Annotated in this window: 24 protein-coding genes; 13 read left to right on the forward strand and 11 right to left on the reverse strand. The window is 66.1% G+C overall.

The genetic code is table 11. The features are described from left to right. Nucleotides 1–27 precede the first annotated feature (27 nt). Both A5736_RS07380 and A5736_RS07385 read right to left on the reverse strand, forming a co-directional pair. The gene (locus tag A5736_RS07380) at nt 28–795 is read right to left on the reverse strand and encodes an STAS domain-containing protein (protein WP_369805059.1); all 768 of its coding nucleotides are present in this window, start codon (nt 793–795) and stop codon (nt 28–30) included. Further along, on the reverse strand, nt 779–1,816 hold the full coding sequence (locus tag A5736_RS07385; protein WP_076124083.1) for a chemotaxis protein CheB: 1,038 nt from the start codon (nt 1,814–1,816) through the stop codon (nt 779–781). The genes A5736_RS07380 and A5736_RS07385 overlap by 17 nt, the downstream gene beginning before the upstream one ends. A gap of 151 nt (nt 1,817–1,967) precedes the next feature. Between A5736_RS07385 and A5736_RS07390 the strand changes: the two genes are divergently transcribed. Continuing rightward, complete coding sequence (locus A5736_RS07390) at nt 1,968–4,091, forward strand: catalase (protein WP_076245385.1); 2,124 nt, start codon at nt 1,968–1,970, stop codon at nt 4,089–4,091. Between the two features lie 15 nt (nt 4,092–4,106). Then, entirely contained in the window at nt 4,107–4,364 is a 258-nt protein-coding gene (locus tag A5736_RS07395; RefSeq protein WP_076124089.1) for a Rho termination factor, read from the forward strand. Nucleotides 4,365–4,397: 33 nt separating this feature from the next. On the opposite strand, the gene A5736_RS07400 is transcribed toward A5736_RS07395, so the two are convergent. Further along, on the reverse strand, nt 4,398–4,988 hold the full coding sequence (locus tag A5736_RS07400; protein WP_076124092.1) for a nucleotidyltransferase: 591 nt from the start codon (nt 4,986–4,988) through the stop codon (nt 4,398–4,400). A gap of 131 nt (nt 4,989–5,119) precedes the next feature. On the opposite strand from A5736_RS07400, the gene A5736_RS07405 reads away from it, so the two are divergent. The 3 genes from A5736_RS07405 to A5736_RS07415 all read left to right on the forward strand — a co-directional run bounded on the left by A5736_RS07405 (nt 5,120) and on the right by A5736_RS07415 (nt 7,705). Beyond that, nucleotides 5,120–6,097 (forward strand): acyl-CoA dehydrogenase, encoded by a 978-nt coding sequence (locus tag A5736_RS07405; RefSeq protein WP_076124094.1) that lies wholly within the window; start codon nt 5,120–5,122, stop codon nt 6,095–6,097. An 8-nt stretch (nt 6,098–6,105) separates the two neighbouring features. Then, nucleotides 6,106–6,879: a PIG-L deacetylase family protein gene (locus tag A5736_RS07410; RefSeq protein ID WP_076245386.1), complete on the forward strand. Its 774-nt coding sequence runs from the start codon at nt 6,106–6,108 to the stop codon at nt 6,877–6,879. A gap of 61 nt (nt 6,880–6,940) precedes the next feature. Then, nucleotides 6,941–7,705 (forward strand): endonuclease/exonuclease/phosphatase family protein, encoded by a 765-nt coding sequence (locus A5736_RS07415; RefSeq protein WP_076245388.1) that lies wholly within the window; start codon nt 6,941–6,943, stop codon nt 7,703–7,705. On the opposite strand, the gene A5736_RS07420 is transcribed toward A5736_RS07415, so the two are convergent. Both A5736_RS07420 and A5736_RS07425 read right to left on the reverse strand, forming a co-directional pair. Beyond that, on the reverse strand, nt 7,692–7,973 hold the full coding sequence (locus A5736_RS07420) for a DUF3349 domain-containing protein (protein WP_076245402.1): 282 nt from the start codon (nt 7,971–7,973) through the stop codon (nt 7,692–7,694). The genes A5736_RS07415 and A5736_RS07420 overlap by 14 nt on opposite strands. A 128-nt stretch (nt 7,974–8,101) precedes the next feature. Further along, complete coding sequence (locus tag A5736_RS07425; RefSeq protein ID WP_076124102.1) at nt 8,102–8,338, reverse strand: CsbD family protein; 237 nt, start codon at nt 8,336–8,338, stop codon at nt 8,102–8,104. A gap of 328 nt (nt 8,339–8,666) precedes the next feature. Here A5736_RS07425 and A5736_RS07430 point away from each other — a divergent pair, with 328 nt between their 5' ends. From A5736_RS07430 to A5736_RS07455, 6 genes are all read left to right on the forward strand, one after another. Beyond that, complete coding sequence (locus A5736_RS07430) at nt 8,667–9,470, forward strand: SDR family oxidoreductase (protein WP_076124105.1); 804 nt, start codon at nt 8,667–8,669, stop codon at nt 9,468–9,470. Between the two features lie 322 nt (nt 9,471–9,792). Next, nucleotides 9,793–10,239, forward strand: a complete 447-nt coding sequence (locus tag A5736_RS07435) for a heme-binding protein (RefSeq protein ID WP_076124107.1) — start codon at nt 9,793–9,795, stop codon at nt 10,237–10,239. Between the two features lie 137 nt (nt 10,240–10,376). Next, the gene (locus A5736_RS07440) at nt 10,377–11,432 is read left to right on the forward strand and encodes a DNA topoisomerase IB (RefSeq protein WP_076124109.1); all 1,056 of its coding nucleotides are present in this window, start codon (nt 10,377–10,379) and stop codon (nt 11,430–11,432) included. A gap of 92 nt (nt 11,433–11,524) precedes the next feature. Further along, nucleotides 11,525–12,577: an SDR family oxidoreductase gene (locus A5736_RS07445; protein ID WP_076124111.1), complete on the forward strand. Its 1,053-nt coding sequence runs from the start codon at nt 11,525–11,527 to the stop codon at nt 12,575–12,577. 60 nt (nt 12,578–12,637) lie between these two features. Then, nucleotides 12,638–14,431 (forward strand): thiamine pyrophosphate-requiring protein, encoded by a 1,794-nt coding sequence (locus A5736_RS07450; RefSeq protein ID WP_076124114.1) that lies wholly within the window; start codon nt 12,638–12,640, stop codon nt 14,429–14,431. Between the two features lie 3 nt (nt 14,432–14,434). Then, nucleotides 14,435–17,389: an FAD-binding and (Fe-S)-binding domain-containing protein gene (locus tag A5736_RS07455; protein WP_076245390.1), complete on the forward strand. Its 2,955-nt coding sequence runs from the start codon at nt 14,435–14,437 to the stop codon at nt 17,387–17,389. Here A5736_RS07455 and A5736_RS07460 read toward each other — a convergent pair. Together A5736_RS07460 and A5736_RS07465 are read right to left on the reverse strand one after the other, a co-directional pair. Continuing rightward, entirely contained in the window at nt 17,339–18,013 is a 675-nt protein-coding gene (locus A5736_RS07460; RefSeq protein ID WP_076124119.1) for a UdgX family uracil-DNA binding protein, read from the reverse strand. The two genes, A5736_RS07455 and A5736_RS07460, sit on opposite strands and share 51 nt — an antisense overlap. Before the next feature lie 115 nt (nt 18,014–18,128). Continuing rightward, nucleotides 18,129–18,689: a hemerythrin domain-containing protein gene (locus tag A5736_RS07465; protein ID WP_076124121.1), complete on the reverse strand. Its 561-nt coding sequence runs from the start codon at nt 18,687–18,689 to the stop codon at nt 18,129–18,131. 155 nt (nt 18,690–18,844) lie between these two features. Between A5736_RS07465 and A5736_RS07470 the strand changes: the two genes are divergently transcribed. Continuing rightward, a complete protein-coding gene (locus tag A5736_RS07470) occupies nt 18,845–19,891 on the forward strand; it encodes a hypothetical protein (protein WP_076245391.1) in 1,047 nt (348 codons plus the stop codon). Nucleotides 19,892–19,914: 23 nt separating this feature from the next. Next, complete coding sequence (locus A5736_RS07475; RefSeq protein WP_076124126.1) at nt 19,915–20,277, forward strand: hypothetical protein; 363 nt, start codon at nt 19,915–19,917, stop codon at nt 20,275–20,277. Here the strand turns inward: A5736_RS07475 and A5736_RS07480 are convergent. The 4 genes from A5736_RS07480 to A5736_RS26550 all read right to left on the reverse strand — a co-directional run. Continuing rightward, on the reverse strand, nt 20,225–20,566 hold the full coding sequence (locus tag A5736_RS07480) for a hypothetical protein (RefSeq protein WP_076245393.1): 342 nt from the start codon (nt 20,564–20,566) through the stop codon (nt 20,225–20,227). The two genes, A5736_RS07475 and A5736_RS07480, sit on opposite strands and share 53 nt — an antisense overlap. Before the next feature lies 1 nt (nt 20,567). Beyond that, nucleotides 20,568–22,064: a molybdopterin-dependent oxidoreductase gene (locus A5736_RS07485; RefSeq protein ID WP_076245395.1), complete on the reverse strand. Its 1,497-nt coding sequence runs from the start codon at nt 22,062–22,064 to the stop codon at nt 20,568–20,570. An 8-nt stretch (nt 22,065–22,072) separates the two neighbouring features. Next, a complete protein-coding gene (locus tag A5736_RS07490) occupies nt 22,073–22,522 on the reverse strand; it encodes an oxidoreductase (RefSeq protein WP_139333189.1) in 450 nt (149 codons plus the stop codon). 76 nt (nt 22,523–22,598) lie between these two features. Beyond that, on the reverse strand, nt 22,599–22,790 hold a 192-nt coding region (locus A5736_RS26550), incomplete at its 5' end, for a hypothetical protein (RefSeq protein ID WP_217695740.1).

Genomic DNA, 22,790 nt, shown 5'->3' on the forward strand with positions numbered 1-22,790 from the left:
CGGAGGACTAGAACACTACTCGCGACGTCAGAACTTATTTTCGCGACCGACGACGGCCCATACCGTCTTGCCCGACGCCGTCGGTGTGCTTCGCCAGGCACGACACAGCGCGGAAACGATCGCCAGCCCGGACACGATATCGGCGCCTCGATCGGGATCCTCGTGCCGGGCCGCCTGCCGGTCACTGCCGTCCTCGACGGCGACCGTGACGCTGTCCTTGTGGGACTCGACGATCAGGACCGGCGCGCTGTCGGTGTGGGCGAGGACGTTTTCGACGAAGACTGTCGCTACCGTGGCCGCCGCCGGAATCAGCTCACGCTTGTCCCACTTGGTGAGCCAATCGGTAACCATCGCGCGGGCAAGGCCGACACTGATCCTGCTGTCGGGAAGCTGGGTGCGCGCCCGCCGCCGCACGGGTAACGACCGATCGCGGACGGCGTCCAGCGCCGACTGCCGGGTCGGGTGCACGGGGACATACCGCGACACGCCCGTGGCGGTGATGGCCCGCACCGATCGCCGCGATTCGCACACCACCAGGATCGGCACATCCGGCCAGACACTGACGTGCCAGCGAGCACTGGTGAATACCGACCACGCGGATCCGGATGGCACCCATAAGTTGTTGACGTCGACGATCACGGCGCGGGGCTCGTCGAGCGCGGCCTTGATGATGGCGTCGCGCAAGCCACGGTAGGTAGCGCCGTCCAACACGCCGGTGACCGTCACGTAGGCCACGTCGTCGCAGCGTTCCACGTCAACCCTGATGGGCTCGGTGAATTCAGCCCGCGGCGTCACCGACATCACCCGACCGGGGGGCGCTGGCCGATAGCCGCTGGCCGAGGACCGTCAGGGCACCTTCGGTTTCCGCGGCCAGCGCGGTATACCGCGCGTAGAGCGGTCCGTGCCCGACGTTGTCGGCGAGTTGCCTGGCCAGCCTCGCCTTTTCCTGCAAGCTGCGCAGGGCGACCCACAGCGCGTTCTCGACTTCGTTGTCGCGGGCGGTCAGCAGCGAGTCGGGTGTCCATGCGTGACCCACGCGGCAGCGGAAGTGACCCTCGCCGATCGAAACCAACGACCCGTTGCAGTCCGGGCACGTGTACCCCGATGCCGGACCCAGTTCCTGGGTATCGAAGTTGGTGGAGAATCGGCGCGTCATGGCGATGCGGTTCTCGAGCTCCATCCGAGCGTCGGGCTCCATGTTCGGCTCCTTGATCTCAAGCTGCGAAAGCTTTTTGAGCATTTCGCCCATGTCGGCCGCCGCCGCCAGGTGGTCCAGCACGCCCGCTTCGCGCGCCTTGGCCGGCAGCGCCGGAAAAAGTGCGTCGTCGAGCGACTGGCCGATCGTCTTGCCGCCGCGCGAGCGGATCGCTGCCAGCCCCAGTACACCGTCGTCGAGCACACCAGACATGAGGATCCCGACGACACGGGGACCGAACGCCAATGCAACCGAGCGGAACAATGCGTTGATCGCCGGCCGATGTCCGTTCTCGGTCGGTCCCTGCGACAGCACCACGCGATGGTCGGCGACCAGCAGATGGCGATCCGGGCGCGCGACATAGATGTGTCCCGATTGCAGGCACGCCCCGTCCTCGGCCGTCGCGGCGGGCAGCGGCCCACTGCGGTCGATGATGCGCGCGAGGATGCTCGGTGCACCGGGGGGAATGTGCAAAGCCATCAAGTACGCGTAGGGCAGATCGGTCGGCAGTCCGGCGGCCAGATTCGACAGTGCTTCGACACCCCCCGCCGATGCACCGATCGCCACTACGCCACTGACGCCATTGAGGTCGCCGTTTACCTCGGTCGCCTGTATCACCACTCTCGACTACCCCCCTCAAGGGTAGGCAACCGCGGAGCCGGTGGATAGATGCGTGGACAGATGCGCGGGCCACCGTTTGCGCCGGTTGATCAGTGGTACCCAAAACCGGATAGCCCGCGCCGTGATGTAGCCGTGAGGCAGGAGGGAACCCATGGGCAGCGACCACATGTCCGATCCGAAGCAGCGCGATCTGGAACCGTCCCGCTTCCGTCGCGATACCGGATACCTGACCACCCAGCAGGGTGTCCGCGTCGACGACACCGATGACTCGCTGACGGTCGGCGAGCGGGGACCGACGCTGCTGGAGGATTTCCACGCCCGGGAGAAGATCACCCACTTCGACCACGAGCGCATACCGGAGCGAGTGGTGCACGCGCGGGGCGCCGGCGCGTACGGCTTCTTCGAACCGTACGACGACTGGCTGGCCGAGTACACCGCGGCGAAATTTCTGGCCACACCCGGAACCCAGACCCCGGTCTTCGTCCGCTTCTCGACGGTGGCCGGGTCGCGCGGTTCGGCCGACACCGTCCGCGACGTGCGCGGCTTTGCCACCAAATTCTATACAGCACAAGGCAATTACGATCTTGTCGGAAACAACTTTCCGGTCTTCTTCATCCAGGATGGGATCAAGTTTCCCGACTTCGTGCACGCCGTCAAACCCGAGCCGCACAACGAGATTCCGCAGGCGCAGTCGGCGCACGACACGTTGTGGGACTTCGTCTCGCTGCAGCCCGAAACGCTGCACACGATCATGTGGCTGATGTCGGACCGGGCGCTACCGCGCAGCTACCGGATGATGCAGGGCTTCGGAGTGCACACGTTCCGGCTGGTAAACGCCAGCGGTGAAGGCACTTTCGTGAAGTTCCATTGGAAGCCGCGGCTCGGCGTGCACTCATTGATCTGGGATGAATGTCAGAAGGTCGCCGGCAAAGACCCCGATTACAACCGCCGCGACCTGTGGGAGGCCATCGAGTCGGGCCAGTACCCGGAATGGGAACTCGGTGTGCAGCTCGTGGCCGAGGCCGACGAGTTCAAGTTCGACTTCGACCTTCTCGACGCCACGAAAATCATTCCCGAGGAACAGGTTCCGGTTCGCCCCGTGGGGAAGATGGTGCTGAACCGCAACCCGGACAACTTTTTCGCCGAAACCGAACAGGTGGCGTTTCACACCGCGAACGTGGTACCGGGGATCGACTTCACCAACGATCCGTTGTTGCAGTTCCGCAACTTCTCCTACCTCGACACCCAGCTGATCCGTCTCGGCGGTCCCAATTTTGCGCAACTGCCGGTCAATCGGCCGGTAGCCGAGGTGCTCAATAACCAGCAGGACGGCTACGGTCAGCACAGGATCCCACAGGGCCGATCGAGCTACTACAAGAACACCTTGGGTAGCGGGTGTCCCGCGCTGGCCAATGACGACGTCTTCCGGCACTACACCCAGCGAATGGACGGCGCCGCGATGCGCAAGCGCGCCAAGTCTTTTGAAAATCACTACAGTCAGGCGCGAATGTTCTGGAAGAGCATGTCGGCGGTCGAGGCCGAACACATCGTCGCCGCGTTCGCCTTTGAACTCGGCAAGGTCGAGGTCCCCGACATCCGGTCGGCGGTGGTGGGCCAACTCGCCCACATCGATCACGAGCTGGCGGGGCAGGTCGCGGCCAAGCTCGGGCTCCCCGAGCCGGAGCGCCAGCAGGTCGACGACGTGCCGGAGTCGCCGGCGCTGTCCCAGCTCACCGACGTTCCCGACACGATCGCCTCGCGCAAGATCGCGGTGCTGGCCGCCGACGGCGTGGACGTCGTCGGGACGCAGCGCTTTAAGGAGCTCATGCAGCAGCGCGGCGCGATGGTTGAAGTGCTGGCCCCGGTTGCCGGCGGAACTTTGGAGGGCGGATCGGGCGGCGAACTTCCCGTCGACCGCGCTTTCACCACCATGGCGTCCGTCCTGTACGACGCCGTCGTGGTGGCCTGCGGACCGCGCTCGGTGTCGACCCTCGCCAACGACGGGTACGCCGTGCACTTCGTGGTCGAGGCATACAAGCACCTCAAGCCGGTGGGTGCGTTCGGCGCCGGCATCGACCTGCTCCGCGCGGCGAACATTGAGAACCGGCTCGCCGATGACAACCCCGCGGATGACAACAGCGTCGTGAGCGATCAAGCCGTCGTGACCACCACGGCGGCCGCCGACGAATTTCCCGAGGAGTTCGTCGACGAATTCGCCGCAGCCCTGGCCCAACACCGCTGCTGGCAACGACAGACGGACCCCGTCCCCGCATAGCACAGGAGGTTTATCGTGCCCAGATCGTCGATCAAGAACGAAAAGATGTACCAGGAGCTACGCAAACAGGGCGACTCCAAAGAGAAAGCCGCGCGGATCTCCAACGCGGCCGCCAGCCGGGGCAAGTCGTCGGTGGGCCGCAAGGGCGGCAAGTCCGGGTCCTACGCCGACTGGACGGTACCGGAATTGAAGAAGCGGGCCAAAGAGCTTGGTATGTCGGGGTATTCGGGCCTGACGAAGGACAAACTGGTCGCCAAGCTGCGTAACCACTGAGTCCGCGGCTGAGTCGCTGAGATCTAGTCGAATCTAGTCGGTGAGCCCCAGCCGCTCGGCCAGCACCAAGAATGCGACCGCGTAGTCGTTGTCGGCGGTCCGTGATCTGATGCGATCCCAGTCCAGCCGTTCGCGGATCGCCCGCACGGCCGGCAGCAGCTTCGCGAAATCGCAGTGGTGCTCGTTGAGCGCGCGCAACTTCTGGATAACCACCAGGGTCGGCGGCAGCACCGGCATCGATATCGCCAACACGTCGCGCTGCTCGGCGCAGTCCAGGGTGGCCCGATCCACCGGCACGCCGTTCACCCGGTGCAACACATCCACGACCGTGCCTCCGGTGCGGGCCTTGAACAGCCAGTCCTCCGGCGGGTGTTCGACGGCGAATCCGGCGTCGTTCAAGGTCGCGACGGCGGCCGCCGCATCGGCCTCGGCGACCACCAGATCCACATCGTGGCTGGGTTCGGGTGCGCCGTATGCCCATAGCGCGTAGCTGCCCGCCAGCGCGAAACGCGGCCCATTCTCTTTGAGTGCCGACGCCGCGCCACGCAGCGCCTCGCGCAACCGCGCACAGTCGGCGGACACGTGTGCGCCAGTCTGAACGGCATCCGTCTGAATGGGGTTCATCGTGGATAGGTGATACCCGCCGGCCAGCGTCCGCAACCCGTCTAAGCGCCGTTTAAGCGTCGTTTAAGCGTCGGCCAAATGGGCAATCGACCAGGTATGTCAGTGCAAAGATCGGCGTCGGGTGACCGCGCGTGACTGCGGGCCTCGTGCAGCACTGGCTGGAGTCGGGACGACTCGAGTTGCCGCTGCCCGCGTCGGGCCGTACCGCTGAGCGCTGGCAAGGCCTGGCGGGCCTCGCCGAAGAGGACATCGCGGCGGCCCGGATCGCCGAGACCCACGTCGACGCCGTCGCAATATTGGACGAATTGGGCGGCAAGCCACCGGAATCGGGCCAGCTATGGGCCGTCTGGGCGGCCGAATCCCCCGACGCGGTGCTGACGGCCACCAAGATCAGCCGCGGGGCGTTCACGCTGAACGGCACCAAGGTGTGGTGCCAGGGAGCAGGGTTCTGCACCAATGCGCTCGTGACCGCGCGCCTCGACGACGGAAGGCGGGGACTGTTCGCGGTAGCGGTCCTCGACCATGCCGTCAAAGCGCTGCCCAGCACGTGGTGGAACGCCGGGATGGCCGGCAGCGACACCCGGCCGGTCCAGTTCACCAACGCCCACGCCGTCGCGGTGGGCGACCCCGGTGACTACCAGAACCGCCCCGGCTTCTGGCACGCCGCGATCGGCGTGGCCGCGTGCTGGCTCGGCGGCGCGCGCCGGGTCGCCGAACCGCTATACCGTTGCGCCGGAAGCAAATCGGCTGACGCCTACTCACTGGCCCATCTGGGTGCGGTGGACGCCGCACTGGCCGCCGGCGACGCAATGCTGGCCACCGCGGCAGCCCAGATCGACGACGACCCATTCGACCGGGCCGGCACCGCACAACTGCTGGCCCGCCGCGTGCGAAGCATCGTCGAACACGCGGCCGACGAAGCCATCACCCGCACCGGGCGCGCCCTGGGACCGGGCCCGCTGTGTCAGGACGGCCGGCACGCCCAACGGGTGGCCGATTTGAGCATCTATATCCGACAGAGTCACGCCGAGCGAGATCTTGCCGAGCTCGGACGACTCGCCGGCGACCACCGCTGGGGAACGACCGACGACCAGGTGAGGACCACGTGAGAGCGACCGTGACGACCATTGCGACAAGCAATTGCACGCGGTTTGCCGCCAGGCCGCTGACCCGCGGCGGCACCCCGGTGCCAATCTGGCTGGCTGCCCTCGACCGGGGTGCCCCGCCGCCACTGGATCTGACCGAATGCCCCGGCCTTATCGTCGTCGCACCCCATCCCGACGATGAGACGCTCGGCCTGGGCGCAACCATCGCGCAATTGGCCGCCTCGGGCACCGACGTCCAGGTGGTGTCGGTCAGCGACGGCGGCGCAGTCCGGCCCGACGCGTCGCGGTCCGAACGGCTCCGTCTGGCAGCGATACAGAAATACGAATTACGCAGGGCAACGGGCATTTTGGGGCTCCCTCCGCCGATATCACTGGGCCTGCCCGACGGCCGTATCGCCGACCACGAGGGCGGGCTCACCGAGACGCTGGTCAACATCCTCCTCGATGCCCGACCCGGGACATGGTGTGCCGCCACGTGGCGCGGCGACGGCCACCCCGACCACGAGGCAGCCGGGCGCGCTGCCGCGGCGGCGTGTGCGCGCACGGGTGCCACGCTGCTGGAGTATCCGGTCTGGATGTGGCACTGGGCTAACCCCGCCGATCCTGCGGTGCCGTGGAACCGGGCATATTCGGTGCCCGTGCCCGCGTGGGCTCTCAGCCGTAAACGCCTTGCGGCGCATTGCTTTCGCAGCCAACTCCAGGCGGGAAACGCAGACTCGGCACCCGTATTGCCGGCATTCGTCCTCGCGCGGCTCCTGGCGGTCGGGGAACTGGTGTTCCGATGAACGCGCGATGTGCAAGTGACGGCACCAGGGACCGATGTGCCGGTGACAGCATCAAGGACCTATGCGCGTAGCGACCTTCAACATCCTGCATGGTCGCACGGTCGGCGATGGCGTTGATCCGCAACGGCTACGCGACTGCGTGCGCCGGCTTGATCCCGACGTGTTGGCGTTGCAGGAGGTCGACTTCGAGCAGCCGCGCTCGGAGCGGGCCGACCTCACCGCGGTGGCGGCCCAAGCGATGGGAGCGGTGGAGCACCGGTTTGTCGCCGCTATCTCGGGCACCCCTGGGGCGACCTGGATGGCCGCCACGGGCCGCGAACAACCCGGGACCGCGGCATACGGAATCGCCCTGCTGTCAAGGTATCCGGTGGACAGCTGGCAGGTGCTGCGCCTGCCGCGGATTCCGATGCGCTTTCCCATGTACCTGCCGGGACCCAGGCGGGTGATGATCGTCGATGAAGAACCGCGGGCGGCGGTCATCGCACGGCTGCGCACCCCGCGGGGCGCTCTGACGGTGGCCAACACGCACTTGCCTTTCGTACCCGGCTGGAATCGGCGTCAGCTGCGCCGGCTGATCCGCGACCTGCGCGGCTTTCCCGGTCCGCGGCTGCTGATGGGAGACCTGAACATGACGCCCCAGGCAGTCCGGCGTTGGTCGGGAATGCGGACGTTGGCGGTGGCCCCGACCTTTCCCGCGGATGCGCCCGGCCGCCAGCTCGACCACATCCTTACCGACGACAATCGCTTGCGGGCCGATGCCGCCGAGGCGGAGCTGATGCCGATATCCGACCATCGCCCACTGGTGGTCGACCTCAGATCGCGGTGAGTCCGCGTTGAACGCGGTCGATGTCGTCCGGTAACGGCATCTCGTTGGTGACCCTGGTGATCTCCACCCCGACATCGACCCGGAAATCGGCGCTACCGACGGGTCGCGGTTCTGGCGCGAATTTACTTATGACAGACCGGATCTCGTCGTCCGATGCTCGTCGCGGCAGCAGGGCCAGCAGCGGCACATAACCCACGGCCGGCGTCCCGCTCGGGTAACCGGCACGCAGAAAAGCGACAATGCGCGCCACCCGGTCGCCCATGCTCATTTTGCCGGGATAGCCCGGCAAAACCGTTTGAAACGCAGCCGTTTGAGCGCAGCCGTTCACGAAACGAAAGTCCACAAAACGAAGAGGCCCGGTCCCCCAACGGAACCGGGCCTCTCGTTCGTTCGAAACTACTGGTTTTCCTTTTGCCGTTCCTCGGCGGCCTTTGCGCCGGCGCGGGCGGATTCGGCTTCGGCTTCCTTCTTGCCCGCATCGCGCTGGGCGTCGGCCTTGTCTTGCTGCGCCTGACCCTCTTCGACGACGTCGTCGCGGCCGGCCAGGGTTCCGCCAACCTCTTTCGCCTTACCCTTAACGCCTTCAACGGCGCCCTTGACGGCTTCTTGTGCTCCGCTCTTGTGATCGCCCATGTTTCGACCTCCCTTTCGGTGGTTGCTGAGCTTGCGCCCATCTGGATGCGGATCGGCCTGATCAGCTGGCACGCACCGCGGCCTTCTTTGGCTCCTCGGTGCGTTAGCTGCCGGGCTAATCAACGCGTCCGCGTATATCGGCTTCCCGCGCCGCGGCCCGCCAAACGCGCCCACCGCATCGCGAACAATTTCGCCTGGTCGACCCGCAGGTGTCACGAGTCACTGGAGTCCCCCAACGAATCAAGTTGCGCGGCTAGCACTCCGGCGGACAAGCGGCGAAATTTATCCGCGGAGCCCTGTTTGAATGCCCTAATCCGGGGTACAAGCCGTGAGCCAACGAAGGGGGTGTGAAACGACCAACGTCGCCGTCATCGGAGCGACCGGCACGGCCGGGTCCCGCGTCACCGCCAGGCTGAAAGGCCGCGGTGTCGCGGTGATCGAGCTCGCCCGCGCCCACGGCGTCGACCTGATCTCCGGGTGCGGTCTGGCCGAGGCGCTTGAGGGAGTCGACGTCGTCATCGACGTGTCCGATCCGGTGCCGGATGGCGATGACGGCGACATCATCGACGCCCTGGCGACCGCGTCGCACAACCTGATCGGTGCGTGCGCCTTGCAAGGAGTCCAGCGGCTGGTGGCGTTGACGCTTGCCGGCATCGACGACCCCACGCTCGATGCGTCCCCCTACTACGTGGCCAAACGCGCGGCCAAGGAGATCGTGCTGGACGGTCCAGTGCCGGCGACGATCGTGAAGTCCACGCAGTACCACGAGTTCGCCACCCACCCAGCGGCCGTGAGCTGCGAGGACGACGAGGTGCTGGTCGAGGACTGGCTGATACAACCCATCGCCGCCGACACCGTCGCCGATGTGCTGGTCGAGGCCGCTCTGGGTCAAACCCGCGCACCGCGAACCATCACCGGCCCGCAAGACATCCGACTTCCCGAACTCACGTCGAAACTGCTCGCATCGCAGGGCGATGACCGTCCCGTGCGCACCGTGCAACCGGCCCTGACGGCCCTGGCCGGCGGCGCGTTGCTGGCACCGAACCACGCGATGGTTCTCGGCCCCGACATCGAAACGTGGCTGGACACGATGGCAACGGATGGCGCGGCGAAGGGTTCGGTCAACGCCTAGCGGAGCAAAACACTACAGCCGATTCGGGTCACAGCTTTATTACGATCGAGATCACGATCCGCTAAGAAGACCGCGGTTTGTCTGAGAGTTTGGCCATTCGCTTAGCACATCAGCATCAATTTGTCCGTCTGATCCGTCTAATCACACAGCCGGGTGAAAGGAAGCGATCGGCGTTGATTGTGCGTCGACATCGGGCCTACTCGCTTCGGCTACTTTGGATTTCGGGCCTCGGGAGCCCCGCGCGAAGCAACGAGAAATCGAAGCAACGAGAAATCGAAGCAACGAGAAATCAACGCGAGAATTCGAAGGACGATCACCGATCATGAAAATCAGCAGTAATCTCACGCGCCGGGTCACGCGCCGGGTCACGCGCCTGGTCGCGCGCCGCAGAGCGGCCGGTATCAGCGCCGGCTGTCTGCTCGGGGGCGTGGCCGCGAGCATGGCCGCAAGTATCGCCGCCGCACCGTCGGCGGCCGCAGCGCCCGACTGCAGCCCCGCCGGCGTCAACGCCACGGTCTCCTCGGTCACGGACTCGGCCCAGCAATACCTGGCCGGGCATCCGGGCGCTAACCAGGTGGTCATGGCCGCTTACGGGCAGCCACGCGCGCAGGCCGCATCCAACCTGCGCAACTACTTCACCGCGCACCCGCAGGAGTACTACGACCTGCGCGGCATCCTGGCACCGATCGGCGACACCGAGCGCCAGTGCAGCGTGACGGCGCTACCGCCGAATCTGGAGTCGGCCTATCAGGAGTTCATGGCCGGCTGACGCTCCCAGAAACGACCCGCCACCACCCCTGTGGCGGGTCGTTCTGCGTCACCGCTAAACCGACCCCGTGTGAACAGCTCGCCGGGTGGGTAATTGTCCAGCCAGACAACGGGACTGGACGGCGACTGGAGGCCAGGATGCGGCTGCGTCGCAGCGAGCTCAGTAAGCCGGGGATTACGCGTAAGCGCCGCGGCAAGGGTTTCGCCTACTTCGGGACGGATGGCGAGCCGCTGACTGACGAGCGCACCCTGCAGCGGATCAAAGACCTCGTGATCCCGCCGGCGTGGAAGAAAGTGTGGATCTCACCGCACCCCAACGGCCATATACAGGCCGTGGGCACCGACGCCGCCGGCCGCCGCCAGTATCTCTACCACACGGCCTGGCAGCAGGAACGTGCCGAGGAGAAGTTCGACCGCGTCCTGGAACTGTCCACGCAGTTGCCGGCCTGGCGCGAGCGTGTGGCCGCGGACCTCGCGGGTCGGGGGCTGACGCGTGAGCGGGTGCTGGCTCTCGCCCTGCGCCTGCTTGATCGTGGCTACTTTCGGGCCGGCGGCGAGCAGTACGCCGAGGAGCACGAGTCCTACGGGATCGCCACCCTGTTGTGCGAGCACGTGACGGTGCGTCGCGAGGCGGTCGAATTCGACTACCCCGCCAAAAGCGGGGTGCGGCGAACCCTGGAAATCGAGGACCCCGCGGTGGTCCGTGCGGTGCGGGCACTGACGCGCCGCACCGAGCGAACCGAGCGATTGCTGGTGTGCCGTAGCGCATCCGGATGGATAGACGTGCGCGCCGACGACCTCAACGCCCGGTTCAAGGAGCTCGTCGGCGACGAATACACCGTCAAGGATCTGCGGACCTGGCATGGGACGGTACTGGCCGCCGCGGCGTTCGCCGACGCTGACCCTGCCGTCTCGCAGCGGGTGGCCAAGCGCGTCGAGGCCGCGGTCATGCGGGAGGTCGCCGAGGAACTGGGCAATACGCCGGCGGTGGCCCGCGGCTCCTATGTAGATCCGCGCGTCGTCACCGGCTACCGGCAGGGGCAGACCATCGCCGCGGCTGCCGGCCGCGCCGCTCGCGCCCGCCGACCCGAGGCGGTCCAGGAAATCCTGGAGCGGGCCACCCGCGCGCTGATTCGCCGAGTAGCCAAGGGCGACAGCGCATCTGGTTTGGCGGCCCTGCCCAAGAGCGCGTGAGCTGGCGAGCCGCCACGCGATTCCACAACCGTTGTCGTAAAAAATCGGGTCGGCGACGCATAACGACGAAAAATCCGGGTATGACGTGATCCGTGGGGAGTGTTAAAGCCGCGCGCTCGAACCGGACCGCGAATCAGACCGTCGTGGTGACTGGCGCCAGCGGGGGGATCGGGCGCGCCACCGCCACGGCATTCGGAGCGCGGGGCGCGCACGTCGGCCTGGTAGCCCGCGGCGAGAAGGGACTGAGCGCCGCGGCCCGCGACGTCGAAGCCGCCGGCGGCAAAGCGTGCGTGATACCCACCGACGTCGCCGACCCGGAGCAGTGCGAGGCCGCCGCCGAGGAGGTCGAGCGGACCTTCGGGCCCATCGACGTCTGGGTGAACGTCGCATTCACTTCGGTTTTTGCCCCGTTCTGGGAAATCACGCCCGCGGAGTTCCGGCGCGTGACCGAGGTGACCTACCTGGGCTTCGTGTACTGCACCATGGCCGCATTGAAGCGGATGAGGCCCCGCGACGCCGGCACCATTGTGCAGGTCGGGTCCGCGCTTGCCTATCGCGGCATCCCGCTGCAAAGCGCCTACTGCGGTGCCAAGCACGCGACACAGGGCTTCAACGAGGCGCTGCGATGCGAGCTGCTGCATGAACACAGCAACGTCCGCGTCACCATGGTTCAGATGCCGGCGGTCAACACCCCGCAGTTCTCCTGGGTGCTGTCGCGCTTACCCAAGCAGGCGCAGCCGGTTCCGCCGATCTATCAGCCCGAAATCCCCGCGCAAGCCGTGCTCTACGCCGCGGACCATCCGCAACGACGCGAGTATTGGGTGGGCGGCAGCACCGTCGGAACCCTGGCCGCCAACGCGATAGCGCCGGGCCTGCTGGATCGCTACCTCGCCCGCACCGGCTTCGACTCGCAGCAGACGGAGGATCCCCGACCGGCCGACCAGCCAGCCAACCTGTGGGAGCCCGCGGACGGCAGCGAAGGCCGGGACTACGGCGCACACGGCATTTTCGACGACACATCCACCAACCGCAGTTTCCAACTGTGGGGTTCCCAACACCACGGCCTCCTCGGCGGTACCGCAACGGCGGCGTTTGCCGCCGCGGCCGGGGCGGCGGTGCGCCGGTTACGACGATGGCGTCGGTAACCGGGCATACGCGGGTCCGAAATCTGAACTCTGCTGTCTAGGAGGGCTAGGAGGGAAACTATGTCCAAGCAAGAGGTCGGCGACTACCTGTTGGAACGGTTGCGGGCGTGGGGTGTTGAGCACGTCTTCGCCTATCCAGGGGACGGCATCAACGGAATCCTCGCCGCGTGGGGCCGAGCCGACAACAAGCCGATGTTCATCCAGTCGCGCCACGAGGAGATGAGCGCTTTCGAAGCAGTCGGGTACGCGAAGTTCACCGGCCGTGTCGGCGTGTGCATGGCCACGTCGGGGCCCGGCGCGATCCATCTGCTCAACGGCCTCTACGACGCCAAACTCGACCACGTTCCGGTGGTCGCCATCGTCGGGCAGACCAACCGCAGCGCCATGGGCGGGTCCTACCAACAGGAGGTCGACCTGCTCAGCCTGTACAAAGACGTCGCCAGCGACTACGTCCAAATGGTCACCGTGCCAGAACAATTGCCCAACGTCCTGGACCGCGCCATCCGGGTCGCGCTGACCGAGCGCACCACGACCGCGCTGATCATCCCGGCCGATGTGCAGGAACTCGAATATTCGCCACCCAGCCACGCCTTCAAGATGGTGCCCTCGAGTTTGGGCATCGAATGGCCGGCCATCTCCCCCGACGACGAGGCCATCACACGCGCGGCCGAGGTTCTCAACGAGGGCACGAAGGTCGCCATGCTGGTTGGCCAGGGCGCGCGCGAGGCGCGGGACGAGCTCGTCGAAGTAGCCGAGCTACTCGGCGCCGGCGCGGCCAAGGCGCTACTGGGCAAGGATGTGCTTCCCGACGACTTACCTTGGGTCACAGGGGCTATCGGATTGCTCGGCACCCGCCCCAGCTACGAGCTCATGCGCGACTGCGATGCGTTGCTGACCGTGGGATCCAGCTTCCCTTACACCCAATTCATGCCCCAGTTCGGGCAAGCCAAAGCGGTGCAGATCGACGTCGACGGCCGGATGATCGGGATGCGCTACCCGTATTCGATCAACATCGTCGCCGACGCGAAGTCCGCACTGCGGGCGCTGATTCCCAAGCTGCGGCGCAAGGAGGACCGGTCCTGGCGCGAGGGCATCGAGGCGAACGTGACCCGGTGGTGGGAAACCATGGACATGGAGGCCAAGGTCGGCGCACACCCGATCAACCCGCTGCGGCTTTTCTCGGAGCTCTCCCCGCAGCTGCCCGACAACGTCATCGTCTCAGCCGATTCCGGCTCCGCGGCCAACTGGTATGCGCGAAACCTGAGGTTCCGCGGGAACATGCGGGGTTCGCTCTCGGGCAACCTCGCCACAATGGGCCCCGGTGTCCCGTACGCGATCGGCGCGAAATTCGCTCACCCAGACCGGCCGGTCATCGCGTTCGCCGGGGACGGCGCCATGCAGATGAACGGAATGGCCGAACTGATCACGATCAAACGGTACTGGCACGAGTGGGACGATCCACGCCTGATCGTCGCGGTCCTGCACAACAATGACCTCAACCAGGTCACCTGGGAAATGCGTGCCATGGCCGGCGCACCGAAATTCGTTGAGTCCCAAGCGCTTCCCGATGTCGATTTCGCGGCGTTTGCGGCCAGCCTCGGTCTCAACGCGTTGTCCGTCAAGGACCCCGAGGAACTCGGCGACGCGTGGCGGGAGGCGCTCTCGGCCGACCGTCCGACCGTGCTGGACGTCTTTACCGACCCCGACATGCCGCCGATCCCGCCGCACGCCACCTGGGAACAGTTCAAGGCGGCCAGCGCCGCGGTGCTCGGTGGTGACGAAGACCGCAAGGGCTTCGTTAAGGTGGGCCTCAAAGCCAAGGCTCAAGAGTTCCTGCCGCACAAGAAGAGTTGACCCGTGAAGAGCCGCACGCCGACGCTGTTCGAAGCGGTGGCCGCCGACCTCCGCGCCGAGGTTGACGGGGAAATCCGGTTCGATCCCGGCTCGCGTGCGGCCTACTCCACCGATGCGTCCAATTACCGGCAGGTGCCCATCGGCGTGGTGGTGCCGCGCACGGTGGAGGCCGGAGCTAAGACCATCGACGTGTGCCGCCGCCACAACCTGCCCGTGTTGTCCCGTGGCGGCGGCACCAGCCTGGCCGGGCAATGCTGTAACGCGGCGGTGGTCATCGACTGGACCAAGTACTGCACCCGGATCGGCTCCGTGGACACCGAGGCGGGAATCGCGGTGGTGGAGCCGGGCATCAAGCTCGATGTGCTGAACGACCAGCTGGAGTCATCGGGGTGGATGGTGGGCCCCAAACCGTCCACCCATGTCAGCTGCGCGATCGGCGGCATGATCGGCAACAACTCCTGCGGTTCCACCGCCCAGGAGTACGGCAAGATGGTCGATTCGGTGCGCCGCCTCGAGGTGGTGACCTACGACGGGCTCCGGATGTGGGTTGGTCAGACGGACGACGACGAGTACAACCGGATACTCGATGCGGGCGGCCGGCGCGCGGAGATCTATCGCGGACTCAAGGCGCTCGCCGAAAGATATGCCGACGACATCCGGTCGTGCTATCCCAAAATCCCGAGGCGGGTTTCGGGGTACAACCTGGATTCGTTGTTGCCGGAGAACGGCTTTCACGTCGCCAAGGCACTGGTCGGCTCGGAGAGCACCCTGGTCACGGTACTGCGGGCGGAGCTGCAGCTGGTTCGCATACCGCCGGCCGACGCGCTGGTGGTCATGGGCTTCGACGACGTCGCCTCGGCCGCCGACGCGGTCCCGGCCGTGCTCGAGCATGGCCCGGCGGCCCTGGAGGGCCTGGATCATCGGCTGGTCGAACTCGAGCACTCACAGAAGCTGGCCGAGCAGGCGCTGCGCCAGCTGCCCGACGGCAACGCCTGGCTGATGGTGCAGATCAACGGTGACAACCAGGACGATGCCGACCGCAAGGCCAAGTCGATGATCGACGCTTTGCACAAGGTGCCGCACAAGGGCGTCACCGTCCTCGACGACCCGACCCGCAAGAAGGAAGTCTGGGCCGCCCGGGAGGCCGGGCTGGGTGCCACCGCGTATCCGCCCAACGAACCCGAGACCCACGAGGGATGGGAAGACGCCGCGGTGCCGCCGGACCGGCTGGGTGATTACCTGCGGGATTTCCGCGAGCTGCTCGAGCGCTACGACTACGCAACCGCCTCGCTGTACGGCCATTTCGGCCAGGGCTGCGTGCACACCCGCATCCCCTTCGTGTTGCGCACCGCGGCGGGCATCGCCAAATACCGTTCCTTCGTGGAAGATTCGGCGCGGCTGGTCGTGAAATACGGCGGCTCGCTGTCGGGCGAACACGGCGACGGCCAATCGCGCGGCGAGCTGTTGCCGATGATGTTCGGCGAGCGCGTGGTGACCGCGTTCGAGCAGACCAAGGCCCTGTTCGATCCGGACAACCGGATGAACCCGGGCAAGGTCGTGCACCCGTACAAACTCGACGAAAACCTGCGCTTCGGCGTCGATTACCGCCCCGCCGAGCCGGATGTCATGTTCGCCTACCCGGACGACGACCACCGCTTCTCGCGCGCCGCCGCGCGCTGCGTGGGCGTCGGCAAGTGCCGCGGCCACGAATCGGGCGTGATGTGCCCCAGCTACCGCGCGACCCAGGAGGAGGAGCACTCCACCCGGGGCCGGGCCCGGCTGCTGTTCGAGATGGTGCAGGGCATGGACGGCGGGGGCGCAGCGGGAAGGGGAGTCATCACCGACGGCTGGCGCTCCACCGCGGTGCACGACGCGCTCGATCTATGCCTGGCCTGCAAGGGTTGTCGCAGCGACTGTCCGGTCGACGTCGACATGGCCACCTACAAGGCGGAGTTCCTGTTCCATCACTACCGGCGTCGGCTGCGGCCGATGGCGCACTACTCGATGGGCTGGATCCCGCTGTGGGCCCGGCTGGCCGCGACCGCGCCCGGCCCGCTCAACGCCGTGACACACGCGCGCGGGCTCTCGACGCTGGTCAAGAAGGCCGGCGGAATCGACCCGCATCGCGAGCTGCCGCGCTTCGCCGACGAGAGGTTCACCCGTTGGTTCTCCCGCCGCCGACGGGACGCCGGTGAGCCGCCACGCGGACGGGTGGTGCTCTGGCCGGACAGCTTCGTCAACAACTTCGAACCCGAGGTCGGACAGGCCGCCGTCGCGGTGCTGGAATCGGCGGGCTTCGCCGTCGACGTTCCGCAGCGAGCCGTGTGCTGCGGCCTGACCTGGATCTCGACGGGTCAGCTGAAGGTCGCCAAACGCGTTCTGCGCCGGACCCTTACGGCGCTGCGCCCGGCGCTGCGGACGAGCACGCCGGTGGTGGTGCTGGAACCCAGCTGCGCCGCGGTGTTCCGCTCCGACCTCCCCGAACTCCTTTTCGGCGACGAGGATGCGCACCGGCTGGCCAAGCAAACCTATACTCTCGGTGAGCTGTTGGCCCGCAAGGCGCCGGACTGGGAGCCACCCCAGATCGGCGCCCAGGCGGTGGTTCAGCAGCACTGCCATCAGCACGCGATATTGGGTTACAGCCACGACAAGCAGCTGCTCGTCGACGCCGGAGTGGACACCGACGTGCTCGACGCCGGATGTTGCGGTCTAGCGGGCAATTTCGGCTTCGAAAAAGGCCACTACGACGTGTCGGTAGCGTGCGCCGAAGACAAACTGATGCCCGCGCTGCGCGAAGCCGATCCCGAAGCACTGGTGCTGGCCGACGGGTTCAGTTGCCGCACCCAGATTCGCGAACTCTCCCCTGACCATAAGCCGATGCACCTCGCGCAGGTCATCGCCGCGGCGCTAGCCGCTCACGAGAGCGGCCCGCGCGCTACGCAAATCGTCAACGAATAGTCGATACGCCTCATCGCGCCGGTCGCTGCGATCACGCAGCACCGCCGACGGGTGCACGGTCGCAACCACGCTCGGTTCGGGGTCGAACTCCAGGTCACCCTCCGATGGGAGTGCCACCACGTGGCCGCGCTCGGTGGAGACTCGAAACGACGGTCCCATCAGTGCCTGCGCGGCGGTCGCCCCGAGACACAGGATTATCTGGGGACCCAGCGCCTCTATCTCCGCGATAAGCCACGGTCGGCACGCGACAACCTCGGTGCGACTGGGTTTCTGGTGTATCCGCCGCTTGCCGTCCTTGCGGGTGAACTTGAAATGTTTCACCGCGTTGGTCTGGTAGGTCATCCCCGCATCGATGTCGGCCTCGTCGAGCGCCCGGGCGAGCAATCGCCCCGCCGGACCGACGAACGGCAAACCCGCGCGGTCCTCCTGGTCGCCCGGTTGCTCACCGACCAACATGATCGGCGCTCCGGGGGGCCCGTGACCGAAGACCGTTTGGGTCGCGTCCTGAAAAAGCGTGCAGCCTCGGCAATGTTCGGCCGCCGACTTCAACGAGTCGAGGCGACGGTCCTCGGGCAAATAGCGCGCCGCGCTCGTCGTCTTCGTCGTGCGCTTCGTGGTGGTCATGGGGTGGCCTCAAGCGCCTCAGCGGGAGTAGCCCAGGGACGTCATGCCCCTGGGCATACCCCTGCGGTACCGCCCGAAAACTCCCCGCTAGCCCTTGCCGACTAGCCCTTACCGACTAGCCCTTACCGACGATGGCGTCGCGGGCCCGGTCCAGCATTGCCGCGAACGGACCCGCTACCAAGTTGGCCGCCTGCGACTCGACCCCGGCGTGCGGCCGGGTGGGTGCGATCGCCTCGGCGAGCTTGGCGGCGCGGCCCATGCTTTCGAGCTCGCGACTGCTCAATTCCTCGCCCAGCTTGGCGAACTCGTCGTTCTCCTCATGGTGCGCGTGATCGAGGACGGCGTCGCGGAGCTCGGTGAGCTCGCGGGTGAATTCCTCGCTGTCCACGTCGAGCTTTTCCAGCTTCTGCAGCACCGTCTTGGCTTCGTGCTCTTCCTCCAGCCGCTCGCCAACCACCGACTCCCCATCGGCGATCTTTCGTTTCGCCCGGGGGTGAACGATTTCCTCCTCGGCGGTTTCGTGGACGGCGAGCAGTTGCCGGAGTTCGACGAACGCCTTTTCCCGCGCCTCGCCGGACGCCGCAAGGGTTTTGGCGAAGAGCGACGTGATCTGCTCGTGCTGGCTGATGAGAAAGTCGACCACATCGGTGGGCGACGTAATGGCGTTCGGAGCCATGATGTCCTCCCCTTGATTGTCTTGTCGCGTCATGTCGCGCTGTGTTGGGCGCGCGGGCTGTTTGCGCGCTTTTCAGCGGCTACCCGGCAGCACTTGCACCAAACGTTTCCCAGGTCATCGGGTGTAGGGGCGCGGAGGCGGGGTATTTCATCGACATGGGCGATCGCAGGTGCCTGCTCCGACGCTTGGCCGTCGGCGGCGCGGCGCTGGTCGCGACCGGTTGTGCGGCCCCGGGAACAACACTGGAGAGCGCTCCCGAGGTCCTGCTGTGGTCGGTGGGCGCCATGCTGCACCAGCCGGTGTGGTCGTATCGGACGCACGCCATGGTCGCGCTCACCGACGACAACCGGGTCGCCGAGGTCACGGGGGGCGCCCACGACCACGACGCCAAGACGCGGTTGTCCATGCCGATGGCGGTGGGGCGCAATCTCCAGATCAGTCAGAAAGACGACCGCATGGTATTCGTGCCGCAACCGGAGCGCGGCCGGGTCGCCGAGGTCGATCTTGAAAGTCTGCGCCAAGTCAACGATTTCGACGCCGGACCGGCCCCGGCCTACCTCGCCGAAGACGCGGGCATGCGGGTGTTGCTTGCCCTGTCGGCAGACGGGAAGTCGGTGACGCCGGTGGAGCAGTATGGCTTCCGCAAGCTAGCGACTGCCGGCGTCACCGGCGATCCCGCGGACACCATCGACGGCGCCAACCGTGGGCGCGAGATCGACTACCACCTCTATGGCCCTTCGGGAATCCGCTACTACGAGGGCCCCTCGTCACCCCCCGAGGAGCAGGGTTCGCTGCACATGGACGCCACGGTCTCGGCGGGCGACGGTGCCAACGCCGAACGCACCTATGTCGCAGGTAGCAACGACAGCACGCTTTATGCGATCGACGCGCGCCACGGCGAGAATGGGCTGGATGTGCTCGCCAGTGCCAAGCTGCCGTCGACGATCCGCGAACTCGGCACCGACGACAGCCGGATCTATGCCGCCACCGACCACGAGGTGGTGGTTCTCGAGACGGCGAGCTTCACCGGTTTCCCGGACGGGAAGATTCACGTGATCCGCGTCATCGACTACCGGGCCCATCTGCCCAGCGGCGCGGTCCAGTCGGCGCGCCTCTCGGGCATGGCGATCGGGCCCCACCGCGTATACCTCACACTGGCCGATGCGCCGTATGTGGTCAGCGTCGCCAAACCGCATCTGTGAGTAGGTGAGTAGAGGAGATACCGATGAGCGCAACACAAAACCCCACTCGCACGGCGGTCGAGATCGACGATGACGTCGAATTGATCAGCGGACAGATCAAGGCGCTCAAGGAACTCGGCAAAAAGGACGACGAAGCGGCGATAAGCGAAGGACAGCGCTACGACTTCAGCATCAGGTGGGGCACAGTGCTGGCGGGCCGGCTGCGTCGGCTGGTGCACTATAGCTCGCTGGGCCGGCTCGACGACGCCGACGAGCGCAGATTCCGGGCCTTGTGCGACGAGCTGCGAGCGCTATCGCATCTGATCGATCGATTCCGCCTCGCTCAGCCCAATTTCACCGAGGCCGCGCCCGCAACGGCCAAGCGCTTCCGTCGTCGCTCTCGCTGAGAAAGTCCTTCTCGGGCAAGACAATTCCGGTCCGCGGTTTGGCGCAACCGGGGTTCTGACAGGTCAGCGCGACCATATAGGCATCGGAGTCCTCATCGAGAAATAGGAAGCCGAGATAGAAGGCGTGGCCGACGTCGAAGTTCTTCTCGCCGCAGGATTCGCAGTAACCGCCCTTGGCCGCTACTTGTTCGAGCACTCGCTCGCGAGAAGCGGGATCCAGCGCGAACAGCTCGGGGCGCACGTTATTGGGTGGAACGTCGTCGGCCGCGTTTTCCGTAGGCGCGCTCATGTCAGATCTCCACGTCCTTGTCGTAATGGACGTTGTCTTCGCGCCAGCCGCCCAAACCGTAGCCGATGCCGCGATGATCGTCGATGAACTCAATCTGGTAGATCCATTTCGCCATCTTGAAGCCCACCTGGGTCTCCACCCGTAACCGCAAGGGCGCACCGTGCTTGATGGGCAACGGCTTTCCGTTCATCTCATACGCCAGGATGGTTTGCGGCTTGTAGGCCAGCTCCAGGTCTATCACCTCGTAGAACTGCCCCTCCCCCTCGGCGCTTGGCTCGTCGCGGCCGGTGTCCTGCATCGTCAGACAACACACGTATCGCGCCTGCGGAAGCGGCCGCACCAGATCGGCGACCGAGGCCAGCGAAATCCCCTTCCACTCACCGATACTCGACCAGCCCTGCACGCAGTTGTGCAGCACGCGTTGACCTTCCGGCTCGGCAAGCGCGCGCAACGCGGCCAGGTCCAACGTCACCGGCCGTTCGACGAGGCCGCCGACCCGCAGCCGCCAGTCCACGAAGTTGTGCACCGCCATCACCTTGTAGGCGGGTGAACACGGCGGCTTGCCGTTGACTCGGTGCTCCTCCGAGAGCATCCGTTCCGGGTAGTTCTGTCGCGAGTCCAGCGGGCGCAACAGGATGAGCCGAGCGCGCGTCACCACCGCACCGAGGATCCGGCGAACCTGGACGGGGTTACGCAGACTCCAGACCGTCGCCGCGATGTGGATGGCGACGATCACGCCGATGATCACGAACGACAACACGACCGCCAACGTGAGATTGCGTACCGAGCCGAAGATCATCGCGGCGTTGAGTTGACCCCAGCCCCAGAAAAAGATCATCGACAGGTGGACCGCGATGAAGATCAGGAACGCGACCAATCCGATGAAGTGCAGACTGCGCGCCCATTGCCGTCCGCCGAGGAGCCGCACGAACCAGGGGAATCGAGCCTCGATGGCCGGCGATTGCGCCGCGCCGGTGAGGATCTGGAACGGCGCCAGCAGGAAGATGACACCGGCGTAGGTGAGTTTCTGGATGGCGTCCAGGGGTTCGCCGGGCAGCAACGACGGCAGGTTGAACGTCACATAGGCGACGACGTCGTTCCACGCCTCCCCGAAGATCGACCACGAGTACGGCCAGTACCGGTGCCATTGGCCGGTGGCGAACAGCAGGATGTAGTACGAAAGCCCCACCAAAATCCACCCGATCACCGAGACGAAGTGCCAATGGCGGCCCATCCCGAGCTTTTTATGGCCGGGCAGCGCGATCAGCGAGCTGTAGTCCTCCTCCTCGTCGAGGGTGTCGTAGAGCTTGTCGGTCGGCATTTGCTTGGTGGTGAAGCGCGCCCATTCGGTCCCGGGCTTGCTGTCGTCGCGCCAGTACAGCTTGGGATGGGTGGACAGGATCTCGATGCCGCTGCGCAGCAGTAACGTCAGAAACAGGACGTTGAGCCAATGATCGATGCGTAGCCACGCCGGGTAGTCGAGCACGGTGTCGGTCATGTGCCCGCTCAGTCCTCCCAGTGCTGCCGTCGCGGATAGGCGACGTTGATGCCCAGCAGCACCGATCCGTGCAATGCGATGAAGGCGCCCGCGAAGGCGAGCGTAAGCGTCGCCGGCGCGAAGTCCCACCTTCCGGTGACGGCAACCAGACCGGGCAGGCTTGCCATCCGAGTGCCGACGTCGACGGCGAGAACCGCGAACGCGAGCAAGCTGCCCAAATACCAACCTGCCTGTGCCACACGAGGATTCCGCGCGTACCCGAGGCTGCCGGCAAACATCAGGCACAGCACGATCACCATGGCGGCGTATGCCTGAAAATAAGGCGGCAGCGCGTCTTGGCTGGTCCACACATAGATGTGCGTCGCAGCGATGCCAACCAGCAACAACGCGCCCAAGCCCGTTACGGCCCTGGGCAAATCAAACGCGACATATCCGCCCAGGCTGAGCACTCGAAACATCCGGCTTTGATGCCAACTTTCTGGCCATGTCTCGACAAGAAGGCCCACGATTCGCGCATACCCCGCCGCCGCCGGCTCAAACAGCGCCGCGCAGCCGGCGAAACGCGCTGGGCTGCTTGGAAAGTGACAGGATCCGGGTTGCGGTGGCATGGTTGCGCACTGACACGGAGAGCCGTTGCGACGGTGGGCATTTCACCGACAGGGGGAAGGCGGCGGCGGGGTATGCGCGAATCGTGGGCCTTCTTGTCGAGACATGGCCAGACAGCTG

Origin of the sequence: Mycobacterium sp. SP-6446, assembly GCF_001954045.1 — a bacterium.
Taxonomy (GTDB): Bacteria; Actinomycetota; Actinomycetes; order Mycobacteriales; family Mycobacteriaceae; genus Mycobacterium.